Origin of the sequence: Pedobacter ginsengiterrae, from assembly GCF_039537385.1 — a bacterium.
Taxonomy (GTDB): Bacteria; Bacteroidota; Bacteroidia; order Sphingobacteriales; family Sphingobacteriaceae; genus Pedobacter; species Pedobacter ginsengiterrae.
Genome location: NZ_BAABAK010000003.1, coordinates 149,506 through 170,846, shown reverse-complemented (window position 1 = coordinate 170,846; position 21,341 = coordinate 149,506). Strand labels below are relative to the sequence as shown.

Annotated in this window: 23 protein-coding genes; 5 read left to right on the top strand and 18 right to left on the bottom strand. The window is 34.7% G+C overall.

The features are described from left to right. The first annotated feature begins 2 nt into the window (after positions 1-2). The gene (locus ABD692_RS02920) at positions 3-1,289 is read left to right on the top strand and encodes an SGNH/GDSL hydrolase family protein (RefSeq protein WP_344764809.1); all 1,287 of its coding nucleotides are present in this window, start codon (positions 3-5) and stop codon (positions 1,287-1,289) included. Between the two features lie 51 nt (positions 1,290-1,340). Here the strand turns inward: ABD692_RS02920 and miaA are convergent, their stop codons facing one another. The 4 genes from miaA to ABD692_RS02900 form a co-directional block, all read right to left on the bottom strand. Then, a complete protein-coding gene (gene miaA, locus ABD692_RS02915) occupies positions 1,341-2,264 on the bottom strand; it encodes a tRNA (adenosine(37)-N6)-dimethylallyltransferase MiaA (protein WP_316759362.1) in 924 nt (307 codons plus the stop codon). A 73-nt stretch (positions 2,265-2,337) separates the two neighbouring features. Beyond that, on the bottom strand, positions 2,338-2,982 hold the full coding sequence (locus ABD692_RS02910; RefSeq protein WP_316759360.1) for an IS1096 element passenger TnpR family protein: 645 nt from the start codon (positions 2,980-2,982) through the stop codon (positions 2,338-2,340). Positions 2,983-3,081: 99 nt separating this feature from the next. After that, positions 3,082-4,536, bottom strand: coding sequence for a CCA tRNA nucleotidyltransferase (locus ABD692_RS02905; RefSeq protein WP_316759357.1), 1,455 nt, complete (start codon positions 4,534-4,536; stop codon positions 3,082-3,084). Between the two features lie 90 nt (positions 4,537-4,626). Then, positions 4,627-5,193: an L-threonylcarbamoyladenylate synthase gene (locus ABD692_RS02900; RefSeq protein WP_316759355.1), complete on the bottom strand. Its 567-nt coding sequence runs from the start codon at positions 5,191-5,193 to the stop codon at positions 4,627-4,629. Positions 5,194-5,389: 196 nt separating this feature from the next. Between ABD692_RS02900 and ABD692_RS02895 the strand changes: the two genes are divergently transcribed. Next, complete coding sequence (locus tag ABD692_RS02895; RefSeq protein ID WP_316759352.1) at positions 5,390-5,950, top strand: DUF4136 domain-containing protein; 561 nt, start codon at positions 5,390-5,392, stop codon at positions 5,948-5,950. Between the two features lie 10 nt (positions 5,951-5,960). Here ABD692_RS02895 and ABD692_RS02890 read toward each other — a convergent pair whose 3' ends face one another. Beyond that, positions 5,961-7,166, bottom strand: coding sequence for a glycosyltransferase family 4 protein (locus ABD692_RS02890; protein ID WP_344764803.1), 1,206 nt, complete (start codon positions 7,164-7,166; stop codon positions 5,961-5,963). Positions 7,167-7,174: 8 nt separating this feature from the next. Further along, entirely contained in the window at positions 7,175-7,993 is an 819-nt protein-coding gene (locus ABD692_RS02885) for a 2,3,4,5-tetrahydropyridine-2,6-dicarboxylate N-succinyltransferase (RefSeq protein ID WP_344764801.1), read from the bottom strand. A 178-nt stretch (positions 7,994-8,171) separates the two neighbouring features. Between ABD692_RS02885 and ABD692_RS02880 the strand changes: the two genes are divergently transcribed. After that, positions 8,172-8,576, top strand: a complete 405-nt coding sequence (locus tag ABD692_RS02880; RefSeq protein ID WP_344764799.1) for an RNA-binding S4 domain-containing protein — start codon at positions 8,172-8,174, stop codon at positions 8,574-8,576. Here the strand turns inward: ABD692_RS02880 and ABD692_RS02875 are convergent. The 3 genes from ABD692_RS02875 to ABD692_RS02865 form a co-directional block, all read right to left on the bottom strand. Continuing rightward, complete coding sequence (locus ABD692_RS02875; RefSeq protein WP_344764797.1) at positions 8,573-9,346, bottom strand: EcsC family protein; 774 nt, start codon at positions 9,344-9,346, stop codon at positions 8,573-8,575. The genes ABD692_RS02880 and ABD692_RS02875 overlap by 4 nt on opposite strands. A gap of 89 nt (positions 9,347-9,435) precedes the next feature. Further along, entirely contained in the window at positions 9,436-9,918 is a 483-nt protein-coding gene (locus ABD692_RS02870; protein ID WP_344764795.1) for a nucleoside deaminase, read from the bottom strand. A gap of 65 nt (positions 9,919-9,983) precedes the next feature. Continuing rightward, complete coding sequence (locus ABD692_RS02865) at positions 9,984-10,580, bottom strand: OmpH/Skp family outer membrane protein (protein ID WP_316759338.1); 597 nt, start codon at positions 10,578-10,580, stop codon at positions 9,984-9,986. 583 nt (positions 10,581-11,163) lie between these two features. On the opposite strand from ABD692_RS02865, the gene gyrB reads away from it, so the two are divergent. Then, positions 11,164-13,122, top strand: a complete 1,959-nt coding sequence (gene gyrB / locus ABD692_RS02860) for a DNA topoisomerase (ATP-hydrolyzing) subunit B (RefSeq protein ID WP_316759336.1) — start codon at positions 11,164-11,166, stop codon at positions 13,120-13,122. A gap of 235 nt (positions 13,123-13,357) precedes the next feature. On the opposite strand, the gene ABD692_RS02855 is transcribed toward gyrB, so the two are convergent. From ABD692_RS02855 to mdh, 9 genes are all read right to left on the bottom strand, one after another. Beyond that, positions 13,358-14,284 carry a bestrophin family protein gene (locus ABD692_RS02855; protein ID WP_316759333.1) on the bottom strand — a complete coding sequence of 309 codons (927 nt, stop codon included), beginning with the start codon at positions 14,282-14,284 and terminating at the stop codon, positions 13,358-13,360. Between the two features lie 26 nt (positions 14,285-14,310). Continuing rightward, positions 14,311-14,808 (bottom strand): hypothetical protein, encoded by a 498-nt coding sequence (locus tag ABD692_RS02850; RefSeq protein ID WP_316759330.1) that lies wholly within the window; start codon positions 14,806-14,808, stop codon positions 14,311-14,313. A 200-nt stretch (positions 14,809-15,008) separates the two neighbouring features. Next, positions 15,009-16,361 (bottom strand): sensor histidine kinase, encoded by a 1,353-nt coding sequence (locus tag ABD692_RS02845; RefSeq protein WP_316759328.1) that lies wholly within the window; start codon positions 16,359-16,361, stop codon positions 15,009-15,011. Then, the gene (locus tag ABD692_RS02840; protein WP_344764791.1) at positions 16,361-17,038 is read right to left on the bottom strand and encodes a response regulator transcription factor; all 678 of its coding nucleotides are present in this window, start codon (positions 17,036-17,038) and stop codon (positions 16,361-16,363) included. The genes ABD692_RS02845 and ABD692_RS02840 overlap by 1 nt, the downstream gene beginning before the upstream one ends. A 174-nt stretch (positions 17,039-17,212) precedes the next feature. Then, on the bottom strand, positions 17,213-17,752 hold the full coding sequence (locus ABD692_RS02835) for an SRPBCC family protein (RefSeq protein ID WP_316759324.1): 540 nt from the start codon (positions 17,750-17,752) through the stop codon (positions 17,213-17,215). A 58-nt stretch (positions 17,753-17,810) separates the two neighbouring features. Further along, complete coding sequence (locus ABD692_RS02830; protein ID WP_344764789.1) at positions 17,811-18,206, bottom strand: group III truncated hemoglobin; 396 nt, start codon at positions 18,204-18,206, stop codon at positions 17,811-17,813. Then, a complete protein-coding gene (locus ABD692_RS02825) occupies positions 18,190-18,630 on the bottom strand; it encodes a hypothetical protein (RefSeq protein ID WP_344764787.1) in 441 nt (146 codons plus the stop codon). The genes ABD692_RS02830 and ABD692_RS02825 overlap by 17 nt, the downstream gene beginning before the upstream one ends. A gap of 59 nt (positions 18,631-18,689) precedes the next feature. Then, a complete protein-coding gene (locus ABD692_RS02820) occupies positions 18,690-19,115 on the bottom strand; it encodes an aspartyl protease family protein (RefSeq protein WP_344764785.1) in 426 nt (141 codons plus the stop codon). Positions 19,116-19,261: 146 nt separating this feature from the next. Next, entirely contained in the window at positions 19,262-20,200 is a 939-nt protein-coding gene (mdh, locus tag ABD692_RS02815; protein WP_344764783.1) for a malate dehydrogenase, read from the bottom strand. Positions 20,201-20,496: 296 nt separating this feature from the next. Between mdh and ABD692_RS02810 the strand changes: the two genes are divergently transcribed. Then, complete coding sequence (locus ABD692_RS02810) at positions 20,497-20,949, top strand: lipocalin family protein (RefSeq protein WP_344764782.1); 453 nt, start codon at positions 20,497-20,499, stop codon at positions 20,947-20,949. The last annotated feature ends 392 nt before the right edge of the window (positions 20,950-21,341 follow it).

Sequence of the window (21,341 nt, the reverse complement as noted above, 5' to 3'; positions counted from 1 at the left end):
ACATGAAAAGATATATATTAAATAGTTTAGCAATTGCTGCATTACTTTTTGCAGCTTCTTGCAAGCCTGAAATTGAAACTACCGCAGGTACTTCTACAGGGCAGGCTAATTTCACTAAATACATTGCAGTTGGTAATTCCTTAACTTCGGGCTTTGCTGATGGTGGTCTTTATTTGGAAGGTCAAAAAGTGGCTTATCCAAATTTAATCGCTGCAAAAATGACAACTGTTGGCGGCGGAAGTTTTACTTCTCCTTTTTTTACAGATGCGCAAGCAAATGGTTCAGGTTATTTATCATTAACAGCTTTAGTTAATGGAACACCTACATTAACGCCCGTAACCACTAATCTGGCAGTAAGAGATGCGGCAGGTCATTTAACAAAATATACTGGCGAGGTACAGAATTTAGGTATACCTGGTATGCGTGTTGATTTGGCTTTTGCTGCTCCGTTTGGTGCTGCAAATCCATATCTAGAGCGATTGTTAACAGATACACAAGTTGGAACAGTCAGTTACTTTCAGTTTATTCAAGGTAGAAACCATACATTTTTCTCACTTTGGTTGGGTAATAATGATGCGCTTGGTTATGCAACTAACGGCGGTGTAACTACTGATGCAACTAATGTTTTAACCGATAAATCTACTTTTGCTTTATTATACTCAAACTTAGTAAATTCTTTAACTGCAAATGGGCAGAAAGGCGTCGTGGCTACAATTCCTGATGTAACTTCTATCCCTTATTTTAATACAGTAACGGTTGCTGCTTTATTAAATGCCGCAAAGGCGATAAATCCAGCTGCTGCAGCTATTTATATTCAAACAGGTGCAGGTACAGTAAGAACAGCTACAGCTGAAGATTTAATCCGTTTACCATTTCAAACAGCAGGTTTGTTTGGTGTACCGAACGCTGGTGGCATTCCTTATGGTTTACACCCTTTAAATCCTATAGCAAACAATTGGGTGTTAGACAAAGATGAAGTTATAAAGGTTAAGGATTATGTACTTAGTTATAACAGTACAATTAAATCGTTAGCAGATAGTAAAGGTTTAGCTATAGCTGATACTTATAGTTACCTTAATCAAGTTAAAACAGGAATTGTAATTCAAGGAATTGGTATTAATTCATCATTTATTAGTGGTGGTGCTTTTTCTTTAGATGGCGTTCACTTAACACCTCGTGGAAATGCGGTAATTGCAAATGTATTTATCGATGCAATTAATGGGAAATATGGTTCTAACATTCCTGTAGTGGATGTTACACAATTCAGAGGCGTTAAATTTCCGAATTAAGATTTTATAAGTATTGTAAGGTCTGCCGATTGGCAGGCCTTTTTTTTTGTTTTATACGGTTTTTAGGTTTTTAGCAATCAGATTTAAAACTTGCTCGGTTTGATTGGGTTCAAACCAATTAATTTCTTCATCCCTTCTAAACCAGGTTAGCTGTCTTTTAGCAAAGCGACGTGTATTTTGTTTAATTGCTGAAATTGCATCATTTAAGGAAATTGTCTCATCGAAATAGTCAAATATTTCGCTGTAGCCAACTGTATTTAAAGCATTATTTTTTCTAAAGAAAATTAAAGATCTAACTTCTTCTACCAATCCATTTTCAACCATTTTATCAACTCTATTGTTGATTTGCCCGTACAACTTAGCCCTATCGGTATTTAAGCCAATTTTAATTATTTCAAAAGGTCTTTGTTTTTTTGTTGCAGATAACATTGACGATAGCTTTTGACCCGTTGATAGAAAAACTTCTAAACCTCTAATCATTCTTTGAGGATTATTCTGATCTACTTTTTCAAAGTACTCTGGATCGTATTCTTTAAGCTGGTTTTGGATAGCTGAAATTCCTTCTTCTTCAAACTGTAGGTTTAATTTTTCCCTGATTTGAAGATTAATTTCTGGCATTTCATCCAAACCATTTACAACCGCATTAATATACAAGCCCGATCCACCAACCATTATTGCCACATCATGCTGTTCAAAAATCTGTTCTATCGTTTTTAATGCTTCCAGCTCGAAATCTCCAGTGCTAAAAAGTTCATTAACAGAATGAGAGTTAATGAAATGGTGTTTTGCCGCTAAAAGCTCTTTTGCATTTGGTTTAGCAGTACCAATTTCCATTTCCCTATAAAACTGTCTGGAATCTGCTGAAATAATTTCTGTGTTGAAATACTTTGCCACTTCAATAGCAAGGGCAGTTTTTCCGATAGCGGTAGGGCCAACAATTACAATTAATGTTTTAGAATTTAGACTTTCAGGCATGTGGATAAGGTATAAAAAAACTGTCGGGTAGTGTATCCGACAGTTAAATATTTTTAAAAAGAAAAGCTACAGCCTAATAATCATCTTTGTTGCCATCCTCTTCGTAACCTTCGTTATCAGAGAATTCATCACCAAACTCATCTCCATCTTCTGATTCTTCTTCGTCTCTTTCTTGTTCATTAATCCCCATTTCACCCATCGCTTCGAGTTCATCCGTATCTTCAGGGATAAAGTTCAATTCATTCAAGAAATCGAATTCGTTTGCCGTTACAGCTGCTGCACTTGCATCAGCAGCAACGCTATTCTGCTCTATAATTTTAGGTGCTTCACCAGTACTTTTTGCTAAAAAAGGATATTCTATATGTGGATCAGCGTCTAAAATAATTTTAACAAGTTCAACGTGAAAATCGTAAGGACGATCAAAATTATAGATGTAGTAAAATTTCTGATGTGGATCTTCGATAAAACCACTTAATTTCGAGTTTTCCATTAAAACCACTCTATCTTTTTTACGTTCACTTGGTAAATAAGCTATCTCATCACCTTTTAACCAGTTATCGGTACTTACATAAAATGATGAAGATTTTTCTGCATTATAACCTGTAGATTTATGAATAGCCTTGTGCAGGTCTTCAAATGTCTGATTTGATTTAATGTCGATCTCTCTCACTACATCATCAAAATCTTCGAAAGTAATTTTAAATTTATAAATAGCCATTATTGTTATTTGGAGCTGTAAAAATAAAGTTAATTTGTTTTATCGCAAAACAGGAAACGGTACAAATTGTTGCCCTTTTCATCTATTTTGGTAATTAAATTATTTATTAACAGGATTTAATCCCATTTGTTTTGCCAGATTTAGCATAAAATTAAACGCTTCTGTGTAGTCGTTTGTTATCTCACCTTCTAAAATTGCTTCTCTAATTGCACTTTTAATCGTTCCAACTTCTTTACCGGCTTCCAGTGCAAAAGTTTCCATAATGTCGTTGCCAGAAATAGGAGGTTGCCAGTTTCTAATTTTATCGCGTTCTTCAACATCTTTGAGCTTTTGCTTTACCAACTCGAAATTGTTGCGATATTTTGTTTTTTTATACTCGTTTTTAGTGGTTACATCTGCATTGCAAAGCAACATTAAACTCTCAATTTCCTCACCTGCATCGAACAATAGTCTTCTTACAGCCGAATCTGTTACGGTATCTTGAGCAAGAACAATTGGGCGTAAATGCAGCTGAACAAGTTTTTGAACAAATTTCATTTTTTCGTTCAAAGGCAATTTTAACTGATTAAAGATTTTTGGAACCATCCTGGCACCTTTATCTTCATGACCATGGAAAGTCCAGCCATGCCCTTCTTCAAAGCGTTTTGTAGCAGGTTTTGCAATATCGTGTAATATGGCAGCCCATCTTAACCACAAATCATCCGTATCAGCACAAATATTATCTAAAACTTCGAGTGTGTGGTAAAAGTTATCTTTATGTCCCTTTCCTTTGACAATATCAACGCCGAAAAGGTTGGCCATTTGAGGGAAAATGATGTGAAGTAAACCTGTATCGAAAAGAAGTTTAAAACCAACAGAAGGTTTTTTAGACAAAATAATTTTATTCATTTCATCGGTAATTCTTTCTTTTGATACGATGCTGATGCGTTCTTTTTGCGTTTTTATTGCGTTTAAGGCATCTTCATCAATATTAAAATTTAATTGTGATGCAAAGCGTATTGCTCGCATCATTCGCAACGGATCGTCGGAAAAAGTAATTTCTGGATTGAGCGGTGTACGGATGAGTTTATTTTCTAAATCCTTAATGCCATCAAACGGATCGAGTAATTCGCCAAAATTTGCTGCATTTAGGTTTATTGCAAGGGCATTTATGGTAAAATCTCTACGAAGCTGGTCATCCTTTAGCGTTCCATCTTCTACAATTGGTTTGCGAGATTCTGAGCGATAAGACTCTTTTCTTGCCCCAACAAATTCGACCTCTAAATCCTGAAATTTAATATTTGCTGTTCCAAAGTTTTTAAAGATGGCAACCTTGGTATTTAGCTTTTTTCCAACTGCTTCCGCATACGCTATACCACTTCCTACAACAACAACATCAATATCTTTTGATGGACGCTTTAAGAATAAATCGCGTACAAAACCTCCGATAACGTAAGCTTCGGTTTTATCTTTATCGGCAATTGCCGACAGAGTTTTGAAAATTGGATTTTTTAAATGAGCCCTTAAATCCTCTGATGGGGATTTCTCATTTTCATCACTTAAATTAGAATTCATATATAAGGGCAATAAGCCACAAAATTAAGAAAAACATTCGGTGCACAAAGTCTTTTAAGCTTTTAAAAGCCCCTTTGAGGGTTTTGGTATTTACTTACGAATAAATTCAAACTGTCCGCCAGGTGAAAGTTTCATTATTGTTGAAGGTTTTTTAGAACTTTTGTTTTCCTGTTCAAAATCGACAATGTAATCAACTGCTTCCGTAATTTCGGAACTTACATCATCAAAATTCTTTGGCGAAGGTGCTCCACTTATATTTGCAGAGGTAGAAACAATTGGCTTTCTAAAGCGTTGAATTAATGGTGTACAGAAATCATGTTTTACAACTCTTATGCCCACACTGCCATCTTCGTTTATAACATTTGCTGCCAGATTTTTAGCTCCCGAAAAAATAATAGTTAATGGGTTCTCTGCATATTCTATTAAATCGTAAGCAACTTCAGGAACTTCATTAATATAGCTTTGGATTTTATTATCGACATCCAAAAGAACAATAAGGCTTTTTTCAGCTGGTCGGTTCTTAATTTTAAGCAATTTATCAACCGCTGCCTGATTTGTTGCATCGCAGCCTAAGCCCCATATTGTATCGGTAGGATAGAGAATAACGCCGCCTGATTTTAAAACTTCAAGTGCTTTATTAATTTCTTCTTTTAGCATGCTGCAAGGTAATCTTTAAAATAATATGTTAAATATAGTAAAAGCTGATTATTTAACATTTACTATAAAACAAAGGCATTTATTTAACGTTTTTAGATAATCAATCTCATTGTCAAATTGGTTAATTTAAAAATCGTTTTTGTTTATTTTTTCGTATTTTTAAATAGGTTATTATCAGACAATAAACGCAAAGCAAATGAAAACACTTCAAAAATTATCAATGTTGATTACCGTTGTAATTGCATTGGCTGGGTGTACATCACTCAGAACCGCATCAGACTATGACAAAAATGTAGATTTGAACGCCTACAAAACCTACAATTTTTACGATAAAGGCATAGCTAGAGTTAAACTTAATAATCTTGATAAAAGAAGATTATTAGCTGCAGTAGAATCTGAAATGAATGCTAAAGGATTTACTAAATCAAACCGACCAGATTTATTAGTTAACTTGGTTGTTGTTGCCCGAGAGAAAACTGATTTCTACGGACCAGGCTACTACGGTGGATGGGGTTGGGGCGGCGGCTGGGGCTGGCGTGGTGGTTGGGGCGGCTGGGGCGGCTCAAACTATATAAATCAATATATCGAAGGAACAATTATTGTTGATTTCTTAGACCCAGCTAAAAAGATTTTATTTTGGCACGGACAAGGCTCAGGCTTTAATCTTGATAACTTTAGCAAAAGAGAACAACGTTTAAATACAGGTGTTAAGGAGATTTTGGCTCAATATCCGCCAAATGCGATAGCTGCAAAATAAGTAGAAATTCTTATCTTAAAATATTTATATAGCAATCCATTAATTGCTTAGTTACTACAGGGCTGTCGAATTTTTGTACAAATTCCAGCCCTTTTCTTTTCATCTCAGCTTGCAGAGCTGGCGATTCAAGAACCTGATTAATTGCAGATGATAAACTCGGAGAATCTACTGGAGAAATGTAGATACTAGTTGGCCCGCCCGCTTCTTCCAAGCACGATCCTGTTGCAGCAATTGTTGGAATGCCTGAATATAAAGCCTCTATAATCGGAATGCCAAAGCCTTCGTAAAAAGAAGGATAAACAAAGACAGTTGCTAATTGATATATTCCTGGTAAATCTGCAAATGGAATATTTTTTAGGAATAGAATTCTGTTTTTTAATCCGAGTTTTTCTATTTCGTCTTCAACGCTTTTAAAGTATGGCGTTTGTTTTCCTATAACAACCAGTTTATAATCTTCGTTTACTGTTTTTAAAGCCTGAACAATAAGTTTAAGGTTTTTTCGCTCTTCTATTGTTCCAACGTTGAGAATGTATTTTTCAGGCAGCTTATAGTTTAAACGAATTTTATCCAAAACTGATTGATCCAAAAAAGTTTTAAAACTATCATCACAAGTTTGATAAATAACTTCAATTTTTTTAGGGTTGATCTTGTAAAACTTTACAATATCAGCTTTGGTTTTTTCACTTATAGCAATAATTTTATCTGCATGATTACAAGCCGATTGGCTTTTCCATTTGTAAAGTTTCCTATCAATAAATTTATAATACTTTGGAAAGCGAAGGAAAATCAAATCATGTATGGTAACAATAGATTTAATTTCGGTTTTCTGAATAGAAAATGGGATTTCGTGGCTTAAACCATGAAATAATTGAATGCCATCGTGCTTTAAATCTTTTAGAATATTTAAACTCCGCCATAAGAAATTACTTTTCGACGGAAGTTTAAGTTGAATGTTTTCTTGCTCAAAAAAAGTATCGATCTGTTTTGAAGATTTTACTTTTGGAGAATAAACGAAATATTTATTTTCAGGAAATTGACGGGCAAGCTGCTCTATTAAGGAACGACTGTAATTGCCAAGTCCGGTTAAATTATTTGCAGCCCTTTTTCCGTCGAAGCCAATTTTAAACTTAAAACTTAAAGCCGAAAGGCCAAAGCTTGACTGGTCAAGTTCTGTACTTTCGGCTTTTTTATTTTTTATTTTGCTATCAGCTTTCACTTTTCAGCTTAAACTGCTACATTATTTTCTCTCAACGCATCGTTAAGCGAAGTTTTCTTATCTGTACTTTCTTTACGTTTACCAATAATTAAAGCACATGGAACCTGATATTCGCCAGAAGGGAATTTTTTAGTATAACTACCTGGGATAACTACTGAACGTGCAGGAACAATTCCTTTATACTCAACAGGCGTTGGGCCAGTAACATCAATAATTTTTGTTGATGCAGTTAAAACTACGTTAGCACCAAGAACAGCTTCTCTTTCTACTTTAACACCTTCAACAACAATAGCTCTTGAGCCCAAAAAAGCATCATCTTCAATAATAACTGGAGCAGCTTGAACAGGCTCTAAAACGCCACCAATGCCAACACCACCACTTAAGTGAACACGTTTGCCGATTTGTGCACATGAACCAACAGTGGCCCAGGTATCAACCATAGTACCTTCATCTACGTAAGCACCGATGTTTACATACGATGGCATCATAATTACTCCTTTAGCTAAATAAGCGCCATAACGAGCACTTGCCATAGGCACAACACGTACACCAGTTGATTTATAATCGGTTTTTAAATCCATTTTATCGTGGTAAACGAAAGGGCCGCTTTTAATTTCTTTCATCTCACGAATAGGGAAATATAAAATTACAGCTTTCTTCACCCACTCATTAATGCCCCAAGAGTTTAAAACGGGTTCAGCAACACGAATTTCACCCTTATCAAGGCCCATAATAACGGCTTCGATGGCTTCGCAGTAGTTGCTGTATTTTAAAAGGGTTCTATCTTCCCAAGCGGCTTCAATTAATTTCTTTAAATCTGAATACATGATGTTTTTAAATTTTACGCAAAATAACTTAAAATTTTTGGTTTTTTAGTTTTTTAGGTGTTTGGTTTTTTTGGTTAGGGTTGCTTAACTTTGGTTTTTAGAATTTTTATGTTTTGGATTTTTAAGTTATGGTTGTAAACCACCAAACTAAAAAAAACAAGCAATTAACAAACCACTAATGGCAGAAACAGAAAAACTTAGGATTGATAAATATTTGTGGGCGATTAGACTGTTTAAAACCAGAAGTTTGGCTACCGATGCTTGTAAGGCAGGTAGAGTGAAGTTGAAGGGACAAAATATTAAACCATCGGCTATTGTGAAAATTGGCGATGTTTATTCTGTATCAAAAGGGATTGAAAAAAAGATAATCGAAGTTGTAGAGTTTTCATACAATAGAACAGATTCGCCAATTGCATTAACTAAATATAAAGATTTAACTCCTGTAGAAGAAACCCACGCCTTTAAGTCGATGTTTCATTCACCAAATTTAAAGCGTGACAGAGGCACAGGTAGGCCGACTAAAAAAGATAGGAGACAAACGGATGATTTAATCGGAGGACTTTTCGAAGGTGAAGACGATTAGTTTTTTGCTTTGATTTGATGAGTTTCTACAGCCTGCACACTTGTAATCGCATATTGTAAACTGAAATGCCTCATTCTATAGCTCATCATGGCAGTTTTGCCAAGCTTTTCGATTAATTTATAATTAGCAACCGCCCCAACAGCTGCGCCTATAAACGGTAACATTTGCGCAAGCTTCGCTAAATCTATATAATCGCGATATTGTTGTTGAAAGGTAAGCCAATCAAATTCATCAATATTTGTTGGCAATTTATGTGCTTTGTCATCCCAATCTAGCATTTTCAGGTAAACATTTTTGCTTTCCTCTTTACTCGAAAAAGCTAACTGAAAGATATGTAAAATGTATAAACGTTCACGGTAATCTTTAACATCGTAACCATAAGTTGCCGCAATATCGAAAAGCATTTTCATTTTAATACTCAACAGTAAAGGGAAATCGGCAAGGCTCATTAAAAAACCGCCTGCGCCAGTAATTCCACCTTCTGCTGCACCAGTTTTTTTATAATTTTCAATCTTTTGTTTTATTAAAGCTTCGCGATGCATTAATGTTAAATCTAAAACGGGCTTAGAAGTTGTAAATGCAGATCCAAAAAGTACGGCTTTAACCATTTGCTTAATGGCAGTTGTTATAGCACTATGAACTTTATCTGGGATAAGACTATTAATTTTCTTTTGAACTTTATTGGTAGTTTTATCTAAGAAGGATGGTTTTTGCAAAGTTTTAAACTTCCAAAACTCCAACTCACTAGTAATTTTTTGTTCGTAGGTCATACACTTATAAGACGCTAATCGTAAAGTTTTGTTTCAAAAGAAGATTATGTATTAATTGACTGATTAAAAACTTTTCCGCTAATCACTTTTTAATATTCAATTCGCATAGGCGATGTTTCCCAAAGTTTAAAAGCTTGCATAGCTTCGTCACGCATCATTTGCACAACAGGCAATGTTCTTTCCTCCATTGGTTTATCCAATTCTTCATAAATAAATTTATCGCTAAAGCCGATATCCTCTGCATCTATTTTTGTGTTGGCATAATAAATCGTCTCAATTTTGGCCCAATAAATGGCGCCCAAACACATCGGACAGGGTTCGCAACTGGTGTAAACAACGCAACCGCTTAGATCGAAAGTGTTTAACGCTGTGCAAGCCAAACGTATCGCCGAAACTTCTGCATGTGCAGTTGGATCGTTTGTTGATGTTACTTTGTTAGCCGAGCCAGCAATTAGTTTTCCATCTTTAACAATGACAGCACCAAATGGCCCGCCAATACTTTCGCTAACATTTTTTACCGATAGCTCAATAGCCATACGCATAAATTCTTCGTGTTGTTTTTTATTCTCCATTGTAAAATTTAGAGCAAAAAAAATGCCCCGTTTTTGCGGAGCATTTCTTAATCTATAATTGTAAATTATTTTTTAGCGTAATCTGCGTTTAAGCCTTTAATAACTTCAGAAGTTACATCTAAGCTTTCATCAGCAAATAAGATAGCGCTATTACCTTTAGAATAAGTTAAAACCATTTTGTAACCTTTTTCTTTAGCGTATCCTTTTAAGTAACCAGCAACTTTATCGTAAAGTTTTTCGTTTTCTGCAGCCTGCTCATTTTGTAAAGCGCCACCAGCATTTTGCTGATAAGCTTGTAATTCTTGTTGTTTACGAGCTAAACGATCTTCTGTAGTTTTGCGAACATCAGCAGCTAAACTAGCTGCGTTTTGTTGGTATTGAGCAACTTCTCTTTGGAAAGCTTCACCTTTAGCTTTCATGTCATCTTGCGCTCTCTTGCCTTTACCTTCAAATTTAACTTTAAGGTCTTTGTAGTAATCGTATTTTGTTAATAACGAATCTGAATTTACAAATACAATTTTCTCATCTGCAGAAACAGCTGCAGCGCTATCTGTTTTTTTAGTTTCAGTTGTTTTAGCTTCTTTGTTTTGGCAAGCAGAAAAAGCTGTAATAAGCGCTGCTGTTGCAAATAAACCAAAGGTTTTAAAGGTTTTTCTTTCCATTATTGTTTAATAAATTTTAGCAAACTTATATAAATTAGTTTTTATATGCAATTTCAATGCAAGTTTGTGTGGTTAAGGTATTTTCATAAAATAAATTAGTTAAGCGTAAAATTTAAATTATTAGGAAAAATGGTTTAGCTATTTTATTAAAGTGTTTGATTGGTGGAAAATCATCATTTTCGTTCCTTTAGGAACGTTTGATGGGTATAAAAAATGGTTTATCCATTTTGTTAGGAGTGTTTGATTGGATGAAAAATCATCATTTTCGTTCCGTTAGGAAAGTAGAAAAAACGCAATGTTTTTCGTTTCGTTAGGGACGTTTGGTGGGATAATTGCATTCATTTTAGTAGATTTTTTGCCTTCTAAACCCGATTGAAATGTAAAGCCGCCGAATTTTCTCGGCGCTTGTAATAAAAAGCGGGACTAACACATGATTGAAACGCAGGTTTTGCTTTTAAAAAGCTTATTTAAACCCCTTTTAAGGCATTATATTTCTCATGTTTCAACAAGCTAAAACTTATCCACATATTAGTTTATGTACCAAAAAATGCGTATTTTTGATGATTATAGTTTTAAACAAAATATGAGCGAAGAACAGGATTTAAAGTCAAATTATTCGGCAGATAATATACAGGTTTTAGAAGGTTTAGAAGCGGTGCGTAAGCGCCCTTCGATGTATATAGGTGATACAGGTGTAAAAGGCTTGCACCACTTGGTTTACGAGGTTGTAGATAACTCGATTGATGAAGCATTGGCTGGCCATGCGGATACAATCGACGTTAGAATTTTAGCAGGAAACTCAATCAGAGTTGAAGATAACGGACGTGGTATTCCGACAGGAATTAATACGAAAGAAAATAAATCGGCGCTTGAAATTGTAATGACGGTTTTACACGCGGGTGGTAAATTTGATAAAGATACCTATAAGGTTTCTGGTGGTTTGCACGGTGTTGGGGTAAGTTGCGTTAATGCTTTATCTACCGATTTAAAAGCTGAAGTACACCGCGAAGGTAAAATCTGGATGCAGGAATACAAAATTGGTGTTCCGCAATATGATGTAAAAGAGGTTGGAACAACCGATAAAAGAGGTACAATTGTAACTTTTACGCCAGATGCTACAATTTTTACGCAAACAACCGAGTATAAGTATGATACCTTGGCTGCTCGTTTACGCGAACTGGCTTTCTTAAATAAAGGGATTAAATTAACATTAACTGATGAACGTGAAACTTTAGAAGACGGGACATTTTTGTCGGAAGTTTTCCAATCAGAAGGTGGTTTAAAAGAATTTGTTTCCTTTTTAGATGGAACAAGAGCATCTTTCTTACCTGAGCCAATTTATATCGATGGTATAAAAAATGGTGTACCAGTAGAATTAGCTTTTCAATACAACGATAGTTATTCGGAAAACGTTCACTCTTACGTAAACAATATTAATACGCACGAGGGAGGAACCCACATTGCAGGTTTCCGTAGAGGTTTAACACGTACTTTAAAAAGTTATGCAGATAAATCGGGTTTGTTAAAAAACCTGAAAATGGAAATTACTGGTGATGACTTTAGAGAAGGCTTGACAGCAGTAGTTTCTGTTAAAGTTCAAGAACCGCAATTTGAAGGACAAACTAAAACTAAACTGGGTAACAGTGAGGTTATGGGTGCGGTAGATATTGCTGTTGGCGAAGCTTTGGGGGCTTACTTGGAAGAGAATCCGAAGGAAGCTAAAATGATTGTTAACAAGGTTATTTTAGCGGCTACGGCTCGTGCTGCGGCTCGTAAAGCCCGCGAAATGGTTCAGCGTAAGAGCGTAATGGGTGGTTCTGGTTTGCCAGGTAAACTTGCTGATTGCTCGGATAGTGATCCAGAAAAATGTGAAATTTACTTAGTAGAGGGTGACTCGGCGGGTGGTACTGCTAAACAAGGTCGCGATAGAAACGTTCAGGCTATTTTACCTTTAAAAGGTAAAATTTTGAATGTTGAGAAAGCGATGGAGCATAAGATTTACGAAAACGACGAGATTAAAAATATGTTCACAGCTATTGGTGTGAGCATTGGTACGCCAGAAGATGATAAGGCTTTAAACTTAACAAAACTTCGTTACCATAAAATCGTAATCATGACGGATGCGGATATCGATGGTTCTCACATTACCACTTTGATATTAACTTTCTTCTATCGTTATATGAGAGCATTAATTGAGGCTGGTTATGTTTATATTGCCTCGCCACCACTTTATCAGGTGAAAAAAGGTAAAGATTTTGAATATTGCTGGAATGACGTACAACGCGATGCTGCTGTACAACGTATTAAAGGTAATGGTAAGGAAGAGAGTGTGCACATACAACGTTATAAAGGTTTGGGCGAAATGAACGCTGAACAGCTTTGGGATACAACTTTGAATCCTGCTACTCGTACTTTATTACAAGCTACAATTGAAAGTGCTGCAGAATGCGATCATACTTTCTCTATGTTAATGGGCGACGAAGTTGCTCCACGTAGAGAATTTATTGAGCGTAATGCTAAGTATGCGAAAATTGATGCTTAATTGAGCTAAGGTTAAAAGACTCAAGTAGAGAGCGAAACATATTAAAAACCTCTTCAAGTTTTAACTTGAAGAGGTTTTTTTATTTAATAACAAAAAAGCCACCTGAATAAATCAGGTGGCTATAGCTCACTCGTTTTTATAAAAATTTTGCCATTTCCGCTCTCTATCCAAAGAGCAGAAGTTGGCTAACTAACCATCCCACAAAGCAGGATTAAACTAAGAATTAAAGAGTCTCTTATAAAATGTAATACGAGCCTATTGGAGCTAATTCTGTTTGAGGCTTATCCTCATATATTTTATTATCATCAAGCATTTGGTATAAATCACGCTCAATAGTTCTGCAAATTGTAGTGGTTGGTGTATCTGTCGGTTTATTCTCAAATGGATCTTGCAGATGAACAGCCATTTTTTCGACTAATAAGAAAAATGCTGCAATTGCTACCACCAACGGCACTTCCATATATCCAAAGTATTCGATTAAGCCAAAAGGCAATAACACAATAAATAAGTGAATAGACATGCTTATATATTTACTATAAGTTACTGGAAAAACGGTGTTTTTAATTCGCTCAGAGCCACCCATACTATTGCATAAAGCGTTTAAGGATTTATCGATTTCAATTTGCTGATACTTATTTATCCAACCTTCTCGTAAAGCTTTTTTCAAATCCATTGCATGCAATTCCAATAGTGAGGTTGTTACATTTTTGCGTTTTTTAATAAAAGCTACTTCTTCAGCAGAAAGATATTCTTCTAAACCTTTACGGGGATTAAAACCTCTTAACGATTGGCTAAGCGCATAACACCAGGCAATTTGTCGTTTAATAAATCGTTCTTTAAACTCTTCTATTTCCTCTTGCCCGTAAGGATTTTCTACAAATGATATTATTTGGCGAGAAATGGATCTGGAATCGTTAACGATTGCACCCCAAAGTATTCTGGCTTCCCACCATCTATCGTACGCCTGATTAGAGCGAAATGCTAGTAAAAGTGAAATTATTGTGCCTAGTAATGCTGGTACTGCAACAGGAATGGAGATGCGTGTAACATGAAAATTTTGATATAGAACTACAATACCAACCGAATAGGCGATAACAAAAAGTAGTTCTTTTTTTACTTTTCCAAATATGTATGTGAGCGGAATATTATTTCGTAACAGCATGATATAAAATCTTATGTGTGAATAAATTAAACTTTAAGCTCTTGCAATTGAGCCTCGTGAATTTTGGTATCGATTAAATTTTCTGTGGTATGAACAGTTAGCGTATTTAACTGAATGGTTTCGCAGCCCGAACGTTCGGTTAAATATTTAGGATCGATACTGTACTTATTTATAGGTGTAAATTTGTAATCTTTTAAGTAAGCAACACTATTAACATCAAAAGCCTCGATAAAATTTTTAAATGCGGCAACCGTACTTCCGTAGAAATATTCTATACCTATGGTTTTAATTTTACTAGGATATTTGTTTTTATAATTATTTAGTGCCTGATAAAATTCATCACTTATATTTTCGTAATCGCGGCTGCGGCGACTAAGCATTAACATGTCAGTTATAGAATCTGAAAGTTTAAATGCGTGTACAAAAATGATATTTAAATTTTCTTCGCCTTGATTTTGAACAAGTGCATCGATAATTTTAGTGCTTTCTAAATTGAAATCGGTTGGTACTAATACTGTTTTCATGGCCTTATGTTTAAATAAACGATTAAATTATTTATACAAGTTTAAGGCGATGTTATTACAGCGAAATAAGAACGAGATTAAAATTAGATTAGAATTTCAAATTGTTTATTAGAAATTTCATTATTATGGAGAGTTTTTACTCGTTGAAGAAGGAGTAGAGGTTATTGAAGCATTAAATGATATATTATGATAAGATTTTTTTAGCCTTTTATTGGCAGTAGAACTTTAATTTCAGTTCCGATTCCTTCTTGAGATTTTATGGCAATGCTACCTCTATGTAAACGAATAATATTTAACGATAAAGGCAAGCCTACTCCGTAACCTTTAAAATCGTTGGTGTTCGAGGCTCTGTAAAATGGCTCGAAAATATGTTGAATATCAGTTTGCGGTATTCCAATACCAAGATCTGTTACAGCAATTGATAACGTGTTTGCCTTGCTTTCAAGATTTATAGTTACGGGATTATTATTCGAATATTTACAGGCATTACTTACAATATTACTAATGGCAAGCTTTATTAGGTTTTTATTTATCTTAAGTGTTAACTGTTCATCATCGTCGGGTAGGGTATTCAAATCAATATCAATTCTGCTATTTGGATGTACTTGATTTACTGAAGCTTTAATTTCCCAAAGTAATTCATCTATTCTTACTTCTTCCCATGGTTGGTTTTTTCCGTTAAAACCAGATTGGGCTAAGCCTAATAAACTCGTTAAAATATGCTCCAATCTATCCGATTCATCTTTAATTTTAGTTAAGGCTTTATGCTGTTTTTCTGCATCATCTTTGGATTTGATTGCCAATTCTACCTCTCCGCTAATAATCGTTAATGGTGTTCTTAATTCATGCGAAGCATTACTAATAAAATTATTTTGAGTTTCGAAAGCCGTTTCCAGCCTGTTAAGCATATTATTAAAGGTTTGTGCCAATTGCGACATTTCATCGCTCCCGCTTTTAACATCGAGCCTTAAATGTAGATTTTCTGCCTTAATTTTTTTTACACTTTTGATGATATTTCTTAAAGGCATCAACATATAATTAGAGAATCGCCAGCCAACTATAAATGATAAAATTATTGAAAGAAAGAACCCAATAATCAATATTTTTTGCAAATCTTTTAATTCTCTAAAACCAAAAGGATCGTTTGCGGAAACAATCACTACGTAACCTTGCTGCGAATTTTTAAAAAATTTACCTGCATAAAAATGATTATCAACACGGTATCTGGCCATAAAACCAGCATTTATCCTATCATAGAAAACCTTAGGCAGTTCTCTATCAACTGTAGATTGGTTGGAGCCTGCTTCGATTATAAATTCTTTTTCTGATGGTAGACGTTCCAGGTATTGATTGCGCATTTTTGCGTAAACATCGTTATTGTCGTCTTCGTAAAGTTTTATTTGTGCCGCAATGTTTACCCTTGCCTCTAATCGCTTATAAAAATCCTCGAAAGCAAATTCATTAGAAAAATACCATACAAAACCACTTAAAAGCGAAATGATAACTGCTGATAAAATGGCAAAGAGTAACGTAATTTTCTTGGCTATTTCCATTATCGATCTTTTAATACATAACCTAATCCAACTGCAGTATGTATTAATTTTTGCGTTGAGTTTTTATCTATTTTTTTGCGAAGGTAGTTTACATAAACATCAACTACATTCGTTCCGAGGTTAAAATCAATATCCCAAACACTTTCTAAAATATCTATTCGAGATAATATTTTAGATTTATTCTTCGCCATAAATTCTAGCAAGCGATATTCTGTTGCTGTTAATATAATTTCCTGATCATTTCTTTTTACACTTTTGGCGCTTAAGTTAATTTGCAAATCGGCTATTTGGATAATCTGATCAAGCGCTGCTACGCCATTGTACCTTCTTAATAGTGTTCTGATTCTGGCGAAGAGTTCAGCAAATTTGAAAGGTTTTATCAAATAATCATCAGCACCGTTATCTAAACCGTTAACTACATTTTCGGTCGTTCCTAAAGCGGTTAGCATGATAATTGGTGTAGTAGGTTTTTGTTCTTTAATGATTTTGCAAAGCTCCAAGCCGTTTATGCCTGGTAACATAATATCAAGCATAATTAAATCGAAATTATGCTCTAAAGCCATCTGTTTCCCTATAATGCCGTCTGGCGCAATACTAACTGTAAAGCCCTCGTCGGTTAACCCACGCGAAACAACTGAAACAATGCTTGGCTCGTCTTCTACTATTAACAAATTCATCTAATGGCAAGTAATCTAAAAAAATGCGAATAACAAAATCTAAATCGACAGAAATTAATAAATGTTGCTTTTTTAACCAAAAGCCGACACAATTGTTTGTTTAACAAAAAAATAGTAAAAAAAAACTTCCTGATTTACGTCAGGAAGTTCAAAAAAGGATTTTGCTAGTTGTTATTATTTTCCAGCTTCTGATTTTTCCTTTAGGCTCACTAGTCCGCTTTCGAAGTCTTTACCAATCATTTTATCCATACCACCCATAACCAGGCACATCCACTTGCTTATAAAATTGTTTTCACCACTCATTGTCCAGGTAACTTTATTTCCCGTTCCTTCTGTCGTGATATCAAATTTAGTATCGGCATGACTTTCAAAAGGTTCTTTGAAAAACAAATCGATATCAACCTGTTTGTATGGTTCTACCTTTAAAATTTTCATTTCCCCACTTCCAGTTTCTTTACCTGCCCATTCGTACAAATGACCTGGTTGTGCCACTGTACCCGAAAAAGTTGTTTTAGCAGTTGGTTCCATTTTAGCCCATGGATTCCATTTGTAGAATTCGTTAAAATCTGCAATGTTTTTGTAGATTACACTATCAGGTGCATTAATAGTTGTACTTCTGCTTACCGAATAAGTTTTAGGAAGAAAAAAACTTCCAACTACGAGAATTATTGCGATTACAACAATAATCCCGACTAAGATTCTTAAAAATTTCATATTTGATTTGTTTGGTTACTTAAATTTAAAAAGAAACGGTTTAAATCAAAATAAATATTTAAACTATATTGATGCGTTGGTTCGGACTGTTTAATTTGTAATGCATTAAATCGGCTATGGATTGTGCTTTTTGTTTTATCATTTCTGCATACTCACCTTCAAAAAGTTCATCAACGGTTTCAAAGAAAAGTTTTTTCCAGGTATTAAATTCTTCCTGGTGCATGTTAGCTTTTTCTCTTAATGCAAAATGTGTAAGCATTGGGTTGCCTTTGTAAACTGCTTTGCCAAATAAAATACTTTCCCAAAAATCGTGCATTTTAGGTAAATGGTGCGACCAATCTACTTTAGCAATCTCTGTAAAAATAGGGCCAATTTTATTATTCTGTTGTACTTTGGTATAAAAAGTATCAACCAAAAAAATAATATCTGCTCTGTTGCTAATGTCGATTTTCATGTGATAAATCTTTTAAGTTTAAAAAGCCAAGTATTACTAGCAATATGAATTTAAAACTCTCGATTACTATATAAAGGATGTGATGAAAGCTTTCGGTAATTGGTTTTCCGCCTAATACCAATTTTGCTCTTTCATCTAATAATGGTAAAAGCCAAAAAGTATCAGTTAACAATAAAATTGTAATGAAGAGTAAAAGTAATCCTTTTAGGTTTTTTAATGATGTTTGGTAAGTGCAAATCAAAATTAGTACTAATAAAACTATTTCAATTTTATTTAGGGCCTGAAAAACAAGCTGCCCTATTCCTAAACCTAATGGTATGGTAACTCCAGGAGCTTGAAATTTTAATGGTGCTTCTAAAAAACTAATTCCAGCAATTAATCCGCTCCAAAAAATAATACAAAAGCAAAGAATATACTTTTTCATTTGATACAAATATCTGCTAAAAAGATTAGAGAAAAATGATATGTATCAGAAAATGGTTATTATTTGTATAACCTTAAAATTAATTTATCGTAATTAATAACCGCTTTGTATTGCATCAATATATCGCCGCCAATAATGCCACCAATTGGAGGATGACCAAATTGCTGGTAAGTATCACTCACCGATTGCAAATCGAAAGCCACAGTTTCGTAGTTCTTTAACTTTAATGTGCCGATTTTTAATTCGGGAATTGTAGCCTGAATGGTTGTCGTAGTTGTAAATAGGGTAGCGGCATTAATTTCTTCTGATACTTGAAGGGTTTCTGAAAGATGCTGTTCGATTAATGATTTATGGAATACACTTCTTGATGCACCAGTATCTAAAACAGCGTAGTGTTTTTCTTTAAAAACAACAATTTCTACCAAAAGATGAAAACCGTCGTCTTGTAAGTTTATGAGTTTTAAAGGAATTGAAATTGTTTTCATAGTTATTTATGTCTACTACCTTCGACTACGCTTAGGATGACAATTACTAAATTGAAAAAAAATGCCACCAAAGCACAGGATTTACGGATGATTAGCATATTCCGTGCTTCTGTATTCGGTGGCAAAAATAAGTTTACAAATAAGGATTACACCAATTTCATTTCGGCAAGCACGCTATTCATATTTCTAACCGCATCTGCGCTTTTATTAAATGCAGCTTGCTCATCCCCAGTTAATTTAAAATCTATAATTTTTTCCCATCCATTGCGGCCAATAATTACTGGCACACCTAAGCAAATATCATTTTGGCCATATTCACCTTCAAGCGATACGCAACAAGTAAAAAGTTTTTTCTCATCCCGTAAAATTGCTTCTACTAATGCTGCACCAGCAGCACCAGGCGCATACCATGCAGATGTTCCAATCAAACCAGTTAAAGTTGCACCACCAACCATTGTATCAGCTGCAACTTTATCAAGTGTAGCTTTATCCAATAAATTGCTTACTGGTAAACTTTGGTATGTAGCCAAACGCGTTAAAGGAATCATGGTTGTATCGCCATGACCACCAATAACAAAACCTTGTAAATCGTTTGGATTACAATCTAATGCTTGCGATAAATAGAATTTAAAACGAGAACTATCTAAAGTTCCACCCATCCCAATAATGCGGTTTTTAGGTAATCCTAAAGATTTCAATGCTAAATAAGTCATCGTATCCATTGGATTACTAATCACAATGATAATCGCCTCTGGAGAAAATTTTAATATATTTTCTGCAACACCCTTTACAATACCTGCATTAATTCCAATTAATTCTTCACGAGTCATTCCGGGTTTACGTGGTAAGCCTGAAGTAATTACAACTACATCCGAACCAGCAGTTTTGCTGTAATCGTTTGTTACACCCGAAATTTTTGTATCGAAGCCCAAAAGAGTAGCGGTTTGCATCATATCGATGGCCTTGCCCTCGGCGAAACCATCTTTAATATCTAATAATACAAGCTCATTAGCCAGTTCTTTACGTGCAATGTTATCTGCACAAGTTGCGCCTACAGCGCCCGCTCCTACAACCGTTACTTTCATATATCTAAATTTTAATGGTTTGCTGTTAATTACCAATCGAAGGTATAAATAAATATAAGGTTAAAAAATCCTTTTCAAAACTTTATAATTATATCTGATCGTTGCAGGTTTGCGGTAGGCAAATGTACATTACAATAGGCTTATACCGATTTGCAGTAGACAAACGCAAGAATGCAGTTATTTTCTACAAGTTTTGATGATGGGTATTTTATAGAAAATTTACTCTTTTAGAGAATAGATTGTAATAACTAAAACCTTATCAATACTAAATTGGTTACTTCTAAAAATAATAAGCAATGGAAAATAGACCTATTTCGAATATCGATTATAAAGCTTTTGAAGGAAAATGGTATTCTCTTTACTCTATTCCTACTCTAATGGATAAGCATTGGAAACAAACTACTGAAACCTATACGTTAGCAGATAATGATCATTTTGATGTTCTAACAACTTATCATAAAGAAGGAAAACCTGAAGAAAAATCGATCACATCTAAGTTATTTTTTGAGGAAGAAAAACCTGATGGTGATATGAAAGCGCAATTTTTGTGGCCTTTTAAAATCGGGTATTGGATTATCGAACTAGCTGATGATTACAGTTATGTTGTTGTTGGGCATCCTGATGAAAAATATCTCTTTATAATGGCTCGTGAACCAAAGATGGAGGCTGATTTACTGGTTGATATTATCGAAAGATGCCGCGAAAAAGGCTATGATGTAAGTGAGTTGGTTAGCCAGGAGCATTTTTAGGCAATTATTACAATCGTCCTCCGTTAGTCGGGATTTATAATCCCGATTTTAGCGCTGTGGATTTCAAATCCACAATACATAAGGTCGAGATTATAAATCTCGACCAACCAAGGTTGGAATTCCAAATTTAAACCTGCAAAGTGTATCAACCCTTTACTCTTTTGTTGATAATTTACTGACAACTTAAGGCTTCAAATTCCTTATTTTCTGTTAGTCGGGATTTGTAATCCCGATTTTAGCGCTGTGGATTTCAAATCCACAATACATAAGGTCGAGATTATAAATCTCGACCAACCAAGGTTGGAGTTCCAAATTTAAACCTGCAGAGTGTATCAACCCTTTACTCCTTTGTTGATAATTTACTGACAACTTAAGGCTTCAAATTCCTTATT